This window comes from Streptomyces sp. NPDC002788 (assembly GCF_053592115.1).
In genome coordinates, this window is record NZ_JBSFVB010000012.1 from 110273 (window position 1) to 124589 (window position 14317).

General features: G+C 73.3%; 7 protein-coding genes and 1 pseudogene. 4 read left to right on the forward strand and 4 right to left on the reverse strand.

The window, feature by feature from the left end:
* Window positions 1–27: 27 nt before the first annotated feature.
* Window positions 28–1569, reverse strand: coding sequence for an acyl-CoA synthetase (locus ACWD1U_RS22810; protein WP_451110009.1), 1542 nt, complete (start codon window positions 1567–1569; stop codon window positions 28–30).
* Between the two features lie 180 nt (window positions 1570–1749).
* Here ACWD1U_RS22810 and ACWD1U_RS22815 point away from each other — a divergent pair.
* Window positions 1750–3716: pseudogene (locus ACWD1U_RS22815) on the forward strand (penicillin acylase family protein).
* A gap of 315 nt (window positions 3717–4031) precedes the next feature.
* Entirely contained in the window at window positions 4032–5813 is a 1782-nt protein-coding gene (locus ACWD1U_RS22820) for a serine hydrolase (RefSeq protein ID WP_451110010.1), read from the forward strand.
* Window positions 5814–5931: 118 nt separating this feature from the next.
* Here ACWD1U_RS22820 and ACWD1U_RS22825 read toward each other — a convergent pair whose 3' ends face one another.
* From ACWD1U_RS22825 to ACWD1U_RS22835, 3 genes are all read right to left on the reverse strand, one after another.
* Entirely contained in the window at window positions 5932–7509 is a 1578-nt protein-coding gene (locus tag ACWD1U_RS22825; RefSeq protein WP_451110012.1) for a phytoene desaturase family protein, read from the reverse strand.
* Window positions 7510–7613: 104 nt separating this feature from the next.
* Window positions 7614–9842 (reverse strand): tetratricopeptide repeat protein, encoded by a 2229-nt coding sequence (locus tag ACWD1U_RS22830; protein ID WP_451110014.1) that lies wholly within the window; start codon window positions 9840–9842, stop codon window positions 7614–7616.
* 64 nt (window positions 9843–9906) lie between these two features.
* Window positions 9907–10755, reverse strand: a complete 849-nt coding sequence (locus ACWD1U_RS22835; RefSeq protein WP_451110016.1) for an oxygenase MpaB family protein — start codon at window positions 10753–10755, stop codon at window positions 9907–9909.
* 203 nt (window positions 10756–10958) lie between these two features.
* On the opposite strand from ACWD1U_RS22835, the gene ACWD1U_RS22840 reads away from it, so the two are divergent.
* Both ACWD1U_RS22840 and ACWD1U_RS22845 read left to right on the forward strand, forming a co-directional pair.
* A complete protein-coding gene (locus ACWD1U_RS22840; protein WP_451110017.1) occupies window positions 10959–12482 on the forward strand; it encodes an ABC transporter substrate-binding protein in 1524 nt (507 codons plus the stop codon).
* A gap of 5 nt (window positions 12483–12487) precedes the next feature.
* The gene (locus ACWD1U_RS22845) at window positions 12488–14245 is read left to right on the forward strand and encodes an ABC transporter permease subunit (RefSeq protein ID WP_451110019.1); all 1758 of its coding nucleotides are present in this window, start codon (window positions 12488–12490) and stop codon (window positions 14243–14245) included.
* Window positions 14246–14317: the final 72 nt, after the last annotated feature.

The following is a 14317-nucleotide window of genomic DNA, read 5'->3' on the forward strand; positions in this document are numbered from 1 at the left end:
CGGCGCAACAGGGTTCTTCAGGCGGCGTCAGCCGTCGGACGCCGCGAGTCCCGCCCTGCCCCCGAACCGCTCCCTGAGCTCCCGCTTGAGGATCTTCCCACTGGCGTTGCACGGCAGTTCCGGCACGAACACCACCCGCTTCGGTGCCTTGAAGTGGGCGAGCCGCTCCCGGACGTGAGCGACGAGTTCCGCCTCCGAGACCTCGCCGCGCGGGACGACGAAGGCCGTGACCTCCTCGATCCACCGCTCGTCGGGCAGGCCCACGACCGCGGCCTCGGCCACCTGGGGGTGGGCGTAGAGGGCGTCCTCCACCTGGCGTGAAGCCACCAGTACGCCACCGGAGTTGATGACGTCCTTCACCCGGTCGACGATCGTGTAGTAGCCGTGCGCGTCCCGTACCGCGAGGTCGCCGGAGCGGAACCAGCCGTCGCGGAAGGCCTCGGCGGTCTCCTCCGGCTTGTCCCAGTAGCCCTCGCACAGCTGCGGGGAGCGGTAGACGATCTCGCCGTGGGTGCCGTCGGGTACGTCCTCGCCGTCCTCGTCGACCACCCGTGCGTCGACGAACAGCACCGGACGGCCGCAGGAGTCCATGCGCCCTTTGTGTTCCTCGGGGGCCAGGACCGTGGCCAGCGGGCCGATCTCGCTCTGGCCGAAGCAGTTGTAGAAGGCCAGTTCCGGAAGGCGTTCCTTCAGCCGTTCCAGTACGGGGACCGGCATGATCGACGCGCCGTAGTACGCCTTGCGCAGGCCACTCAGGTCGCGGGTGGCGAAGTCGGCGCGGTTGGACAGGGCGATCCAGACGGTGGGCGGGGCGAACAGGCTGTCCACCCGGCCCGCTTCGACCAGGTCGAAGAGACGGTCGCCGTCGGGTGCGTCGAGGATGATGTTCGTCGCGCCGACGGTGAGGTAGGGCAGCAGGAAGACGTGCATCTGCGCCGAGTGGTAGAGGGGCAGTGCGTGCGCGGGGCGGTCGCCCGCACTGAGGTCGAGGGCGGCGATCGCGCTCAGGTACTCGTGCACCAGGGCCCGGTGCGTCATCATCGCGCCCTTGGGCAGGGCGGTCGTCCCGGACGTGTAGAGCAGCTGCACGAGATCCTCGGTGCGCGGCTCGGGGCCGTCGTACACGGGTGCCCCCGCCAGCCGGGCGAGCAGTGAGTCGTCGGCGTCACGCAGTGGCGAAGTCCGCACCCCGTCCGGGAGTTGTGCGGCGAGGTCGGGATCGGTGAGGACCAGGGAGCTGCCCGACTGGCCGACGACGTAGGCCAGGTCGTCACCGGTCAGGTTCTGGTTGACCGGTACGTGCACCAGGCCGGCGCGGGCGCAGGCCAGGAAGGCGATCAGGTAGGCGTCGGAGTTGCGGCCGTAGGCGCCGACCCGGTCGCCCGGGGACAGGCCCTGGTCGAGGAGGACGCTCGCCGCGCGGGAGACGGCGGTGTCGAGTTCGGCGTACGTCCAGGTGCGCTCGCCGTACTCCACCGCGACGCGTGCCGGTGTACGCCGGGCGCTGCGCCGCAGGACCGCGTCGACCGTGCTGCCATGTCCGGGCGTCGTGATCGCGGGCGTCGTCATGACGACGATCCTCGGTTCGGGTGCCGGGGGAGGTCAAGGATCCCGGACGGCGCGACCCCTGGCTCGGCGGCCGGCTCAACCCCGCTGCCTTCGACGGCGTCCGGTGTCATGAACCGACGAGCGTTCGAATCAGGTTCGTACACTCGTCACTCCTCCCCCTCGACGATGCTGGAGGGCATGATGCGCAGTCGGCTGAGACGACTCGTCCTCGGGGCCACGGCCCTGTTCACGGCCGCGTCCGCGTTACCCGCGGCCGCCGCCCCGAGCCAGCGGGCAGAGCAGCATCCTTCCCGCGACGGCCTGTCGGCCGTCATCCGCTACACCGAGTACGGCATTCCGCACATCCTCCGAAGAACTACACCGACCTGGGCTTCGGTACCGGCTGGGCGCAGGCCGCCGACGAGGTCTGCACGCTGGCCGACGGGTTCGTGACGCTGCGGGGCGAGCGGTCCCGGTACTTCGGCGCCGACGCGGCCGCCGGCGGTGACCTCTCCGGGGCCAGGACGAACCTCGCCAGTGACCTGTACTTCCGCGGAGTCCGCGAAACCCGCACGGTGGAGAAGCTGCTCGCCGAGCCCGCGCCCGTGGGCCCGAGCCGTGACGTGCGCGCCATGATGCGCGGCTGGGCGGCCGGGTACAACGCCTGGCTGGAGCAACGCGAGATCTCGGATCCCACCTGTGCGGGCGCGCCCTGGATCAGGCCCGTCACCGAGCTGGATGTGGCGGCCCGCGGTCTCGCCATCGCCTCCATATCCGGTGAGGGGCGCTTCGTGGACACGATCACTGCCGCGCAGCCGCCGGCCGGTGCCACGACGGCCTCCGGGGCCCCGTCAGCCCGCACGCCGGCCGCGAAGGCCGTGACGAAGGCGGCGGACGAGATGTGGGGCGCCCCCGGCATGGGTTCCAACGCGGTGGCCTTCCGCGGCGACACGACCGCGAACGGCCGTGGACTGCTGCTGGGCAACCCGCACTACCCGTGGGAGGGCGGGCGCCGGTTCTGGCAGTCGCAGCAGACGATCCCGGGCGAGCTGGACGTGTCCGGTGGGTCCCTCCTCGGCACTCCGGTGATCTCCATCGGGTTCAACGCACATGTGGCGTGGAGCCACACCGTCTCCACGGACATTCCGGCCAACTTCCACCGGCTGACGCTCGATCCGGCCGATCCCACGACCTACCTCGTGGACGGCGAGGCGGAGCGCATGACGAAGCGGACCGTGACGGTGGCGGTGAAGGACGGCGCGCCGGTGACCCGCACCCAGTGGTGGACCCGCTACGGCCCTGTCGTCACCTCCCTCAGCCCGCAGGTCCCGCTGCCGTGGACCAGCGGGACGGCGTACGCGCTGCACGACCCGAGCGGCGCGATCGAGGACGTGGCGGCGATGGCGGACCGGGGCCGTCTGACCGTACGCGACCTGCAGCGGCAGCAGTTCGCCAACCGGGTGCCCGCGGGTGATCTCGCCGCCGAGGACGTGGCACGGGCGTGCGCCGCGCTGCCCGGCGGCACGGCGACGGGCAGCGACGGCAAGGCCGTCGACGTGTCGGAGGCGTGCGGAGTGCTGAAGGTGTGGGACCGCAGCATGGACACCGGGAGCCGGGGGGCGCTGCTCTTCGACCGGTTCTGGCGGAAGCTGGAACAAGCGGTGCCGCAGGGCCGGTTGTGGAAGGTGCCGTTCTCGGCGGCGGACCCGGTCCGTACCCCGAACACCCTCGACACCGACGCTCCCGGATTCGCCACCGCCCTGGCCGACGCGGTGACGGAGCTTCGGGGCGCGGGCATCGCGCTCGACGCGCCGCTCGGCGCGCACCAGTTCGTCGTCCGCGACGGGAAGCGTCTGCCGGTGCCCGGCGGCGCGGGACGACTCGGCGTGTGGAACGTGATCGAGCCGACGTGGGACCCGGCTCGCGGCGGCTACGCGAAGGTGCCGTTCGGATCCAGCCACCTGCAGGCCGTGGGGTGGGACGGCAGCCGCTGCCCGGTGGCGCGCACGCTGCTGACGTACTCCCAGTCGTCGAACCCCGAGTCACCCCACTTCGCCGATCAGACACGGCTGTTCTCCGGTGAGAACTGGGTGACGTCGCGCTTCTGCGAGAAGGACATCCTGTCCTCGCCGAAGTTGAAGGTCGTGCGGGTGCACGAGCGCCGCTGACCACGGCGCCGTGGGTGCCGCTCCCAAGAGGGGGGCGGCAGCCACGGCGTTTCACCCCTCCCGGCTGGGCCCGCACTGGCTCAGCTCCGTCCGCGTGGGCGCAGGACAGGAAAGTCCCCGGAGGACCGAAGGGTCTCCTGATACTCCGTCAGGTTTCTGGACTCATCGGCTGTGTGGGGAGCCTGCTGCGGCTTGCGACCGCGCCCGCCCACGCTCGCCGCCACGGCCACCGCGGCTTTGCCCTCCGGTTCACGGGTGCGTGCGGCGGACATACTTCCGGGGACACGTGTGACGGTTGAGCCGAAGGGATGCGCGGTGACCGACCGAGCGGCGAGCGGCGAACCGACCCGACGTCAACTGGGCCGGCAGGGCCTGGCGCTGGGCGGTGCCCTCGCCCTCGCCCCGCTGCCCGCCGGACCCGCCGAAGCCGCCCCCGCGGCGAGGGGCCGCCGCCCCACCCTGCGGCACGGCTCCGCCGCACGCGCCGGGCTGCTCGCCGCCCACCTGCGCCGGCTCGTCACCGACGCCGAGGCGTTCCTCGGCCCCTCGCCCGAGCACCCCTGGTACGCGGGCGCCGTCCTGCTCGCCGGACGCGGCGGCACCGTGGCACTGCACCGGCCCATCGGCATGGCGGTGCGCTACCGGGCCTACGACGAGCAGACCGACACCGGCATCGAGTTCCCGCCGGACGAGCAGATCCCCATGGCCGAGGACACCGTCTTCGACCTGGCGTCCGTGTCGAAGCTGTTCACCTCGATCCTCGCCGTGCAGCAGATCGAGCGGGGCAGACTGGGGCTGGAGGCTGATGTCGCCTCGTACCTGCCGGACTTCGGCCGAGCGGGCAAGCAGGGCATCACGATCCGTCAGCTCCTCACGCACACCTCTGGTCTCCGCGCGTGGATCCCGCTGTACGGCGCACCGACCCACGAGGGGAAGCTCCAGCTCATCTGGAACGAGCAGCCGGTCAGCGCGCCCGGCACGGCGTACCTGTACTCGGACCTGAACCTCATCTCGCTCCAGCTCGTGCTGGAGCGGCTCACCGGACGCTCCCTGGACACCCTCCTGCGGGAGGAGGTGAGCGCACCGCTCGGCCTGCGCCGCACCCGCTACAACCCGCCCGCCTCCTGGCGTCCGAAGATCGCGGCCACGGAGGACGCGCGCACACCGTGGTCCGGGCTTGAGCGGGGTCTGGTGTGGGGCGAGGTGCACGACGAGAACGCGTTCAGCCTGGGCGGGGTCGCGGGCCACGCGGGCGTGTTCTCCGACGCGTGGGACCTCGCGGTTCTCGGCCGTACGCTGCTCAACGGCGGGGTCTACGGGCGGGCCCGGATCCTGGCGCCGGAGTCGGTGGGGCTGATGTTCACCGACTTCAACACGGCGTTCCCCGGGGACGAGCACGGCCTCGGCTTCGAGCTGTACCAGCACTGGTACATGGGTGCGATGGCCACGCCGCGCACGGCCGGGCACACCGGCTTCACCGGCACCTCGCTGGTCCTCGACCCGACGACCGACTCCTTCCTCGTGGTGCTCGGGAACTCGGTGCACCCGGTGCGGAGCTGGCGTTCCGGCTCCGCTCCCCGGGTCACCGCCGCGAACACCCTGGCGAGGGCGGTGCCGGTCCGGCCGGCGCGAGGACGCACAGCGTGGTTCTCCGGGATGGCGGTCTCCACGACGGCGACGCTCACCCTGCCGGCGCTCGACACGTCCGCCGGCGGGGCGCGGTTGCGCTGCGCTCTGTGGTGGGACACCGAGCCGAGGGCCGACGTCCTGGTCCTGGAAGCATCCACCGACGGCGGCACGAACTGGGAGCCGGTGCCGTTCACGACGTCCCGTCGGAGCCCTGACCGGCAGGAGCACCCGTCGGGCTCGGCCACGGGCTGGTCGGGCCGCGTGTGGCACCGGCTCACCGCCGCCGTCCCCGCCGCACGCCGGCTCACCCTGCGCTGGCGGTACGCGACGGACCGGCCGTACGTCGGACGCGGGTGCTATGTGGACGGGCTGCGCGTGGAGGCGGCCGACCGGGCCCTGTTCGACGAGACGCGCCCGGCGGACGCGGCGCGCCTCGAAGCGGTGGGCTGGGCGCCGTCGGCCGACTGACCCGGTCGCCGGGGCACTGGTTGAAGACGGCCTGCCGCCTGGTGCGACCGTCCGCACGGGGCGGCCGGCCGGTACGGACGCCGTCGTCCCGTCGAAGTGCCCTCGACCGGCGTGCGATTCAGCCGGTCCCGCTTCCCAGTACGGCCATCGCCGCGTTGTGCCCCGGCACCCCGCTGACCCCGCCTCCGCGCACCGCCCCCGCCCCGCACAACAGCACGTTCGCGTGCCCGGTCTCCACACCCCAGTGGCCCGTGCCGTCCTGGGCGTAGGGCCAGCTCAACTCGCGGTGGAAGATGTTGCCGCCGGGCAGGCCGAGGTCGCGCTCCAGGTCGAGCGGGGTCCTGGCCTCGATGCAGGGCCGCCCCTCCGCGTCGGTGGCCAGGCAGTCGGCGAGGGGTTCGGCCAGGTGGGCGTCAAGCTGGGCGAGTGTCGACTTCAGCAGTTCCTCGCGCACGGCGTCGTTGTCCCTCGCGAACAGCCGGGCCGGGGTGTGCAGACCGAACAGGGTGAGCGTCTGGTAGCCCTGCTCGGCGAGGTCGGGGCCGAGGATGGTCGGGTCGGTGAGCGAGTGGCAGTAGATCTCGGAGGGCGGTGCGGCGGGCAGATCACCGGCGGCGGCCTGGGCGTGGGCGGCGGCCAGTTGCTCGTAGCCCTCCGCGATGTGGAAGGTGCCGGCGAACGCCTCGCGCGGGTCGACGGAGCTGTCGCGCAGCCGTGGCAACCGCTTGAGCAGCATGTTCACCTTGAGCTGGGCGCCCTCGGCGGGGGCCGGGGGCGTGTCACCGGTGAGCTCCGCCAGAGCCCGCGGGGAGGCGTTGACCAGCACGTGCCGGGCGGCGACGGTGCCCTCGCCGTCGGCCGTGCGGTAGGAGACCTCGGCCGTACGGCCGTCCGTGGCGACGCGCAGCGCCTCGTGGCCGGTGGCGAGGACCGCGCCCGCGGCGCGGGCCGCGTCGGCGAGGGCGTCGGTGAGGGCGCCCATGCCGCCGACGGGCACGTCCCAGTCGCCGGTGCCGCCGCCGATCACGTGGTAGAGGAAGCAACGGTTCTGCTTCAGGGAGGGGTCGTGGGCATCGGCGAAGGTGCCGATGAGCGCGTCGGTGAGGACCACCCCGCGCACCAGGTCGTCCGTGAAGTGCTCCTCGACGGCGACGCCGATCGGCTCCTCGAACAGCGTCCGCCACGTCTGCTCGTCGTCCAGGCGGCGGCGGAGTTCCTCGCGGGTGGGCAGCGGCTCGGTGAGGGTGGGGAAGATCCGCTGGGCGGCGCGTCCGGTCATGCCGTAGAACTCCTGCCAGGCCCGGTACTCGCGGTCGGAGCCGGTGAGCCGGGCGAAGGCCTCCCTGGTGCGCCGTTCGCCGCCGCCGACGAGGAGGCCGGTGGGCCTGCCGTCGCGTTCGGCCGGCGTGTAGGAGGAGACGGTCCGGGCGCGGACCCGGAAGTCCAGGCCGAGGTCCCGGACGATCTTCTTCGGCACCAGGCTGACCAGGTACGAGTAGCGGGACAGCCGGGCGTCGACCCCGGCGAACGGCCGGGTGGACACGGCCGCGCCGCCCGTGTGGTCCAACCGCTCCAGGACCAGCACGGAGCGGCCGGCCCGGGCCAGGTAGGCGGCGGCGACCAGGCCGTTGTGGCCACCGCCGACGATGACGGCGTCGTAGGTCCGGTGTGCGCGGGGTCCCTCGGGTGCGGTCATGGTTCTTGGTAACACGGGGTGATCCGGGTCGGCCAGACGGACGGCGGCGCGCTCGCCCCCGGCCGGGAGGACCCCTGACCGGTCAGGCCACCGGGTTCGCCGGGTCAGCGCCCGGCCGACGCCCGCTGTTCGCGCAGAGCCGCCACCCTGCGGTACAACGCGACCGCCTCGGCGCCGCGGCCCAGTTGCTCCAGGCAGTGCGCCTCGTCGTTGCGGCTGGTGAGGGTGTCGGGGTGGTCCGCACCGAGGACGCGTTCGCGGGCGGCGGCCACGCGCCGGTACGCGGTGAGCGCGTCGGCCCAGCGGCCCAGCCAGCCCAGGCCCACGGCGACCTCGCGCTGACTGACCAGGGTGTCCGGATGGTCCGGGCCGAGGACCCGCTCGCGCAGGGCGCTCACGTCCCGGGACTCGGCGAGGGCCTCCTCCCAGCGGCCGAGCCGGCCCAGGTTGACGCAACGGCCGTGCCGGGCGCGCAGCGTCTCGGGGTGGTCGGGACCCTGGACGCGGGTGCGATCCTCGGCCAGGTCGCCGTAGAGGTCCAGGGCCTCCGCGCTGCGGCCGAGGCGGCCCAGGCTGATGCCGATCTCGTGGCGGGCGGCGAGCGTGTCGGGGTGGTCGGGGCCGAGGGCGCGGGCGCGGGCCTCGGCGACGTCGCGGTAGGTCTCCAGGGCTTCCGCCCAGCGGCCCGACTGGCCGAGGGCGTAGGCGACTTCGTACCGGGTGACGAGGGTGTCGGGGTGGTCCGGGCCGAGCACCCGGGCACGGGCGGCGGCCACCTCACGGGCCATCCGGTAGGAGTCTTCGAGCCGGCCGAGGCGGCTGAGGTTGAAGGCGAGGTTGTGGCGGCAGCGCAAGGTGTCGGGGTGGTCGGGTCCCATGACGCGCTCCCGGGCGGTGAGCACCGACGTGTAGACGCGGTGGGCGTCGAGGGGGCGTCCCAGCTGACCGAGCACGTACGCCATCTCCTGGCGGGCGGCCAGGGTGTCGGGGTGGTCGGCGCCCAGCGTGCGGATCCTTACCTCGGTGACGTGCTTGTACTCGCGCAGAGCGTCGGGGGCGCGGCCGGTGCGGCTGAGGGTGAAGGCGACCTCGTAGCGGCTGGCCAGGGTGTCGGGGTGGTCGGGGCCGAGGAGGTGCGCGCGTTCCGCGGCGACCGCCCGGTGCACCTCCCCGGCTTCCGCCCAGCGGCCGAGCCGGCCGAGGCTCAGGCCCGCGTTGTGCCTGCCCGCCAGGGCGGTCAGGGCCGCGGTGGAAGGGGCGGGCCGGTCCTCGGGGACGGGTTCGTCGACGAGGCCGGTGGCGGGCCGGGCGATCCACTCGCCGGACAGTCCGGCCACCGGGTCCGGCGGCGTGCCGCGCAGCCCGGCTCCGGCCGCCTTGTGCCCGGTGGTCATGCCGAGGGTCCAGGACGGCAGCCGGTCCACGAGCGCCGGCGTGCCGGGAGCGGGACGGGACGCCGCGACGGCCGGCACGTAGGACGGAGCGGCCCGGTGCGCGCTGATTCTCCGCGCCAGCTCCCGTGCGTCGTCCGGTCTTTCCGCGGGCTCCTTGGCCAGCAGGTCCAGGATCACCCGCTCCAGGAACCCGGGCAGTTCCGCCCGGAGCTCGCGGGGCGGGCGGGGCGCGGTGTCGCGGTGGCCGACCAGGACCGCCCAGGCGTCGTCGAGGTCGAACGGCGGTACACCGGTGACGAGTTCGTAAAGCACGCACCCGAACGAGTACAGGTCGCTGCGCTGGTCGACCTCGGTGCCGCTGATCTGCTCCGGGGACATGTAGTGCGGGGTGCCCATGGCGACGCCGGTGCCGGTCAACCGGGAGGTGAAGCCGATGTCGTGACCGAGGCGGGCGATGCCGAAGTCGCAGATCTTCACCGTGCCGTCGACGAGCCGCACGATGTTGGCGGGCTTCAGATCGCGGTGCACGATGGACTGTTCGTGGCAGTAGGCGAGGGCGGCGGCGACCTGCTCGGCGATCTCCACGACGTCGGCGACCGGCAGCGGGTGCTGCTTGTTGTCCTCCAGCAGCTGGCTGAGGTTGCGGCCGTCCAGCAGCTCCATCACGAGGTAGAGGACGCCGTCGGCCTCGCCGAAGTCGTGCACGACGGTGATGCCCCGGTGCTGGAGCGCGGCGGCCACCCGGGCCTCCCGGCGGAACCGCTCCCGAAGGACGCGAGTGAAGGTGTGATCGTGGTTCGGGCCCAGTGGTTTCAGGCACTTGACGGCGACGTGCCGGCCCAGGGACTCGTCCCGGGCCCGCCACACCTCGCCCATGCCGCCGCGCCCGATCAGATCGAGCAGCCGGTACCGGCCGTGGATGAACCTGCTGTCCCCCATCGCGCGCGACGCTCCCCCCGGTAGCCGTACGCCGCCCTCCCCCTGGCCCACCCAGTATGGCGGCCTATCGTCCGAGTTTGTACGGGGCCGGGCGCGCGTGCGGGCCGAGCCTCGCCATGGCCCGCAGGATGTGTTTGGGCGGGAGTTGCCACCGCACACGTGCGGGAACGCGGCGCAGCAGGAGACCCGTGAGGCGCAGCCGCCGGGTGACGGTGGCGGGTGCGGGGGCCGGTCTGCCGTACAGCTCGTGGGCGTACGGCGGCAGAGAGGCGTACGCCAGTTGGGCCACGCGCCGCCACAGAACCTCGCGCGCCGGTACGAGGAGCGGGTGCGTCGGCGGGCGGAGCAGGAAGTCGTCCACCTCACGTGCCTCGGGTCCGGCGGCCAGCTCCGGGCGCACCTTGTCGAAGTACTCCGTCATCTCGGCCCGGTTCGTGGGTACGGTACCGGGGTCGAGGCCCACCAGGCGTGCGCTCTCCCGGTGTTCGGCGATGTACCGGTCGGCCTCGGTGTCGGTGAGGCGGAGCCCGGACCTGCGCAGCACGTGCAGATAGGAGTCGATCTCGGCGCAGTGCACCCAGCGGAGCAGTTCGGGTTCGTCGACGCCGTAGCGCTCGCCGGTGGCCGGGTCGGTCGCCGTCAGCATGCTGTGAATCTTGCGGACCCGGGCGCCCGCCCGCTCGGCGGCCTCGGTGGTGCCGTAGGTCGTCGTACCGACGAAATGCGCGGTCCGCATCAGCCGGCCCCAGGCGTCGCGGCGGAAGTCGGAATTCTGGGTGACGCCGCGCACCGCGCGAGGGTGCAGGGCCTGGAGGTAGAGCGCCCGGATGCCGGCGATCCACATCATGGGGTCGCCGTGCAGCTGCCAGGTCACCGAATCGGGAGTGAACAATCCCGGGTCCGCGCCGGTCATGCGCCTCACCTCCACCCGGCCCACGATGGCACAGCGCGAACTGCCGGTCGACAGGGCCGGGTCGACACCCCGCCGTCCAGTCGTTGAGATTTCACCCACCCGGTTGAGGGTTTGGTAAGCCTCCCCTTATATGCTGACGGCGCCGATCAAGCCCGGACCGGGCCGCAACGGCGTGCCCGACCTCCCGCACGACAGGATCCGACATGCGCACCACCTCTCGCGGCCTCATAGCGGCACTCACTCTGACCCCTCTGCTGGCCGGCTGCTTCGCACCCAGCGACAGCGACGCCGGCACGGGCGCCGGAGCGGGATCGGGCGGACGGCTGCGGGTCGCGCTGGCCGTGCCGCCGGCGCAGGCGCTGTCCCCTTACAGCAACGACGCCACCGTGCTGAGCAAGCTGTCCGTCGCCGAGGGCCTCACCGCCCTCGACAGGAACGGCACGGCCAAGCCCGCGCTGGCGAAGTCCTGGAAGCAGACGGGCGACACCACCTGGACCTTCGAGCTGCGCAAGGCCGAGTTCCAGGACGGCACCGAACTCACCGCCCGGTCCGTCGTCAACGCGCTCGACCACGCGAGCGCGGCCAAGCCCAAGCCCCGCGTCCTGAGCGACGTGGCACTTACCGCCAAGGCCGAGGACGCCGACACCGTCACCCTCACCACCAAGTCGCCCGACCCGGTGCTGCCGCTGCGGCTGGCCAGCCCCGCGCTGGCGATCCTGTCGGCGAAGGCGTACGCGAAGGACGGCGCCGTCAGTCCCGTCGGCACCGGAACCGGTCCGTTCGAGATCACCCGCCTCAGCGGCAGGACGAAGGCGGCACTCGACCGCTTCGACGGCTACTGGGGCGGCAAGGCGAAGGCGCCCGGCATCGACGTCAGCTGGATCGCGGACGGGACCGCCCGTGCCAACGCGCTGCGTGGCGACGAGGCCGACATCGCCGAGTGGATCCCGACCGCGCAGGCGAAGCTGCTCGACAAGGAAACCCGGCACGAGGTTCCCTCGGTGCGCACGGACAGCCTGATCCTGAACACCGGAAGCGGCCTGTTCACCGACGCCGGTCTGCGCGCCGCCGCCCGCGAGGCCGTCGACGGCTCCGCGCTGGTCGACTCCGTCTTCGGCGGGTACGCCGACCCCGCGCAGGGCCTGTTCGGGCCCGCCGTACCCTGGGCCGCCGGCAAGCGCGCCGAGGTGACGGGCCGCGCCGAGGCCGCGACCGCCTCCGAGGTGAAGGCCGGGACCAAGGGCAGGACGCTGCGGCTGGCCACCTACACCAACCGGGCCGAGCTGCCCGAGGCGGCGACCGTGCTCCAGCAGCAGCTGGAGAAGGCCGGGTTCACCGTGAAGCAGGACGTGCGCGAGTACACGCAGATGGAGGCCGACCTGCTCGCCGGGAAGTACGACGCCCTCGTCTTCTCCCGGGTGACGCTCCTCGACACCGGTGACGCGGTCGACTATCTCGCCAGCGACTTCACCAGCGAGGGCGTCTACAACATCGCCGGGCTGAAGGACACCGCGGTGGACAAGGCCATCCGGGCCGCCGCCGCGGAGCGGGACACCGAGAGCCGCCAGGAGAAGATCATGCGGGCGGAGGCGGAGATCCTGCGCACCGACGCGGTGGTGCCGCTGGTCCACGAGCAGGCCGTGCAGGGCATCGCGTCCGATGTCGAAGGCGTGATCCTCGACCCGCGCGAGCGGTCCCTGATCGACACCGACACGCACCTGAAGTAGCCCGTATGAGCCTCGCGCACGCCCCCGCCGCCGTCCGCCCGTCACTCTGGCCGACGGCGGCCGGCCGTGTGCTCGCCGGAGCCGTGCTGCTCGGCGCGGTGGCCCTGCTGCCGTGGCTGTCCGGCGCGGACCCGGCCCGCACGGTGCTGCGCGCCCGTTCCGCCGACCAGAACCCCACAGCGGCGGAACTGACCGCCGTACGCGAGCAGTTGGGTCTGGACGAGGGGCCGCTCGCGCATCTCGCGCACTGGCTGGGCGGGCTGCCCCGCGGGGACGCGGGCGTCTCGTGGGTCTCCGGCGAACCGGTCATGCCGCAGGTGGGCACCGCCCTGTCGGTCTCCCTCACGCTGATGCTGGGCGCGTTCACGGTCACGGCCCTGGTGGCCGCACTGGTGTGCGCCCGTACGGTCCTCCTCGGTTCCCGGCGCCGGCTGCGGCGGGACCGGGCGGGCAGCACGGCCGCCGTGCTGGCCGCACTGCCGAAGTTCCTGCTCGCCTCGGTGCTGGCCACGGCGTGCGGGGTGTGGTGGGGCTGGTTCCCGTCCAGCGGGTGGGAGGGGCCGCAGTCGATGGTGCTGCCGTCGCTGGCCCTCGGCATCCCGTCGGGCGCGATGCTCGGCGGGCTGCTCGACCAGGCACTGCCCGCCGCCTTCCACGAACCGTGGGCGCGCACGGCGTACGCCGTCGGGCTGCCGCCCGGCCACATCGCCCGCAGCGCGCTGCGCCGCACTCTGCCCGGCATGCTGCCCCAGTTGCTGCCGACCGTCGTGGCCCTGGCCGGCGGTGCGGTCGCCGTGGAGAAGATCTTCAACATTCCCGGGCTCGGCAGGCTCGCCCTGGAGGCAGCCGTCGCGCAGGACCTGCCGGTGCTGCAGACGGCGACGCTGGCCCTGGTCCTGCTCGGTGTCGCCGCGGGCATGCTGATCCGGGCCCTGCGTCACGCCCTCCTCGGCCGGCCGCTGCGCGAGGGCGCGCTGCCGGCCCTGCGCCGTCCCCCGCTCACGGTGCCGCGCTCCCTGCGCTGGGTCACCGCGGCCTGTGCCCTGACCCTGCTCGCCCTCGTCGCAACCGGCCTCCTGCGCGACCCGCTCCAGGTGGACACGGCGGCCCGCCTGCTGCCCCCGTCCCCCGAACACCCGCTGGGCACGGACCCGCTGGGCCGTGACCTGCTGGCCAGGCTGGGCCACGGGGCGCTGCGCACGGCGGGGGTCGCCCTGGTCGTGACGGTGGTCAGTGCCGTCACCGGATTGCTGCTGGGCATGGCACCGCGGGCGAGCGCGGGCCCGACGGAGGTCGTGTCGACGCTGCCCGCCGTCCTCGCGGGCCTGCTGATCGCGGGCGTGACCGGACCGTCGGTGTGGGGCGCGGCGTTCGCGGTCTGCGTGGTCGGCTGGAGCCCGTACGCCGCCCAGACCGCCGCCCTGCTCGAACAGGAACGCGCGAGCGGCCACATCGCCGCGTCCGTCGCACTCGGCGCGGGACGGCTGCACCTGCTGCGCCGTCACCTGCTGCCCGCGGTCGTCCCGGGCCTCCTGCGCAATGCCCTGCTCCGGCTGCCCACCACCGTCCTGGTCCTGGCCTCCCTCGGCTTCCTCGGCCTGGGCGAACAGCCGCCCACCCCCGAATGGGGCCGCCTGCTGTCGGAGAACCAGCCGTACGCCGAACTGGCCCCCTGGACCGTGCTCGGCCCGGCCGCCGCGTTGGTGGTGCTGTCCGTGCTGGCGGTCACGGGCAGCGTGCCGGGACGCGAGAAGGGCGAGTAGCCGGCGCCCGTCCGCGCGGTCCACGGCCGGAGGGCCTGCTCCTCGCCGTCACAGGAGGCAAGTCTCGTGTGC

What these genes read in the sequence shown, in the direction of transcription:
- ACWD1U_RS22810 (WP_451110009.1), bottom strand. Translation starts at nt 1,569, where the DNA reads ATGACGACGCCCGCGATCACGACGCCCGGACATGGCAGCACGGTCGAC.
- ACWD1U_RS22825 (WP_451110012.1), bottom strand. Translation starts at nt 7,509, where the DNA reads ATGACCGCACCCGAGGGACCCCGCGCACACCGGACCTACGACGCCGTC.
- ACWD1U_RS22830 (WP_451110014.1), bottom strand. Translation starts at nt 9,842, where the DNA reads ATGGGGGACAGCAGGTTCATCCACGGCCGGTACCGGCTGCTCGATCTG.
- ACWD1U_RS22835 (WP_451110016.1), bottom strand. Translation starts at nt 10,755, where the DNA reads ATGACCGGCGCGGACCCGGGATTGTTCACTCCCGATTCGGTGACCTGG.
- ACWD1U_RS22840 (WP_451110017.1), top strand. Translation starts at nt 10,959, where the DNA reads ATGCGCACCACCTCTCGCGGCCTCATAGCGGCACTCACTCTGACCCCT.
- ACWD1U_RS22845 (WP_451110019.1), top strand. Translation starts at nt 12,488, where the DNA reads ATGAGCCTCGCGCACGCCCCCGCCGCCGTCCGCCCGTCACTCTGGCCG.